This window comes from Bartonella sp. MR168JLCBS, assembly GCF_042194175.1.
Genome location: NZ_JBHIMP010000079.1, coordinates 895 through 1,415 on the forward strand (window position 1 = coordinate 895; position 521 = coordinate 1,415).

General features: G+C 43.2%; 1 protein-coding gene. It reads right to left on the minus strand.

Annotated features, from left to right (window positions below):
• Positions 1-192: 192 nt before the first annotated feature.
• The coding region (pal, locus tag ACFIK8_RS09215) for a peptidoglycan-associated lipoprotein Pal (RefSeq protein WP_375669248.1) at positions 193-521 on the minus strand (329 nt) is incomplete at its 5' end.

Consider the following 521-nt stretch of genomic DNA (forward strand, 5'->3'; position numbering starts at 1 on the left):
CGGGTAGGAGCTCGGTTATAGGAAGAGAATTCAGAAGCCTTTCGCGGTGCACTTTGAGCAGCTAAAGCAAAACAAGCCATGAAAACCGATGTAAAAAAACAGCTTGCCAATTTTGTTCCTTACACGCCCACACAGGTTTCTTCTCCAAAAAACCAATCTAAGAGTTTAGACAAACCATTAACACCGGTTTTTTTAACCACCGTTCATATTATTGATCGTTGTAACAGCACGTCGATTTTGGTTCCAACAGGAAATATCGTCACACACTGCAACAGGTCTTTCTTTTCCGTAAGAAATCGTTTGCATCCGTTGGGAAGACACGCCAAGAGAAATCAAATAGTCTCGTACAGCAACAGCACGACGCTGTCCAAGTGCCAAATTATATTCCCGCGTTCCCCGCTCATCAGCATGACCTTCAATCACAATAGAATAGGAAGGATGACGAAGCAACCATTGTGCTTGACGGATTAAAACAGCTTCGGCATCAGGCTCAATGGAAGAAGAATCGAGACTAAAGAAAA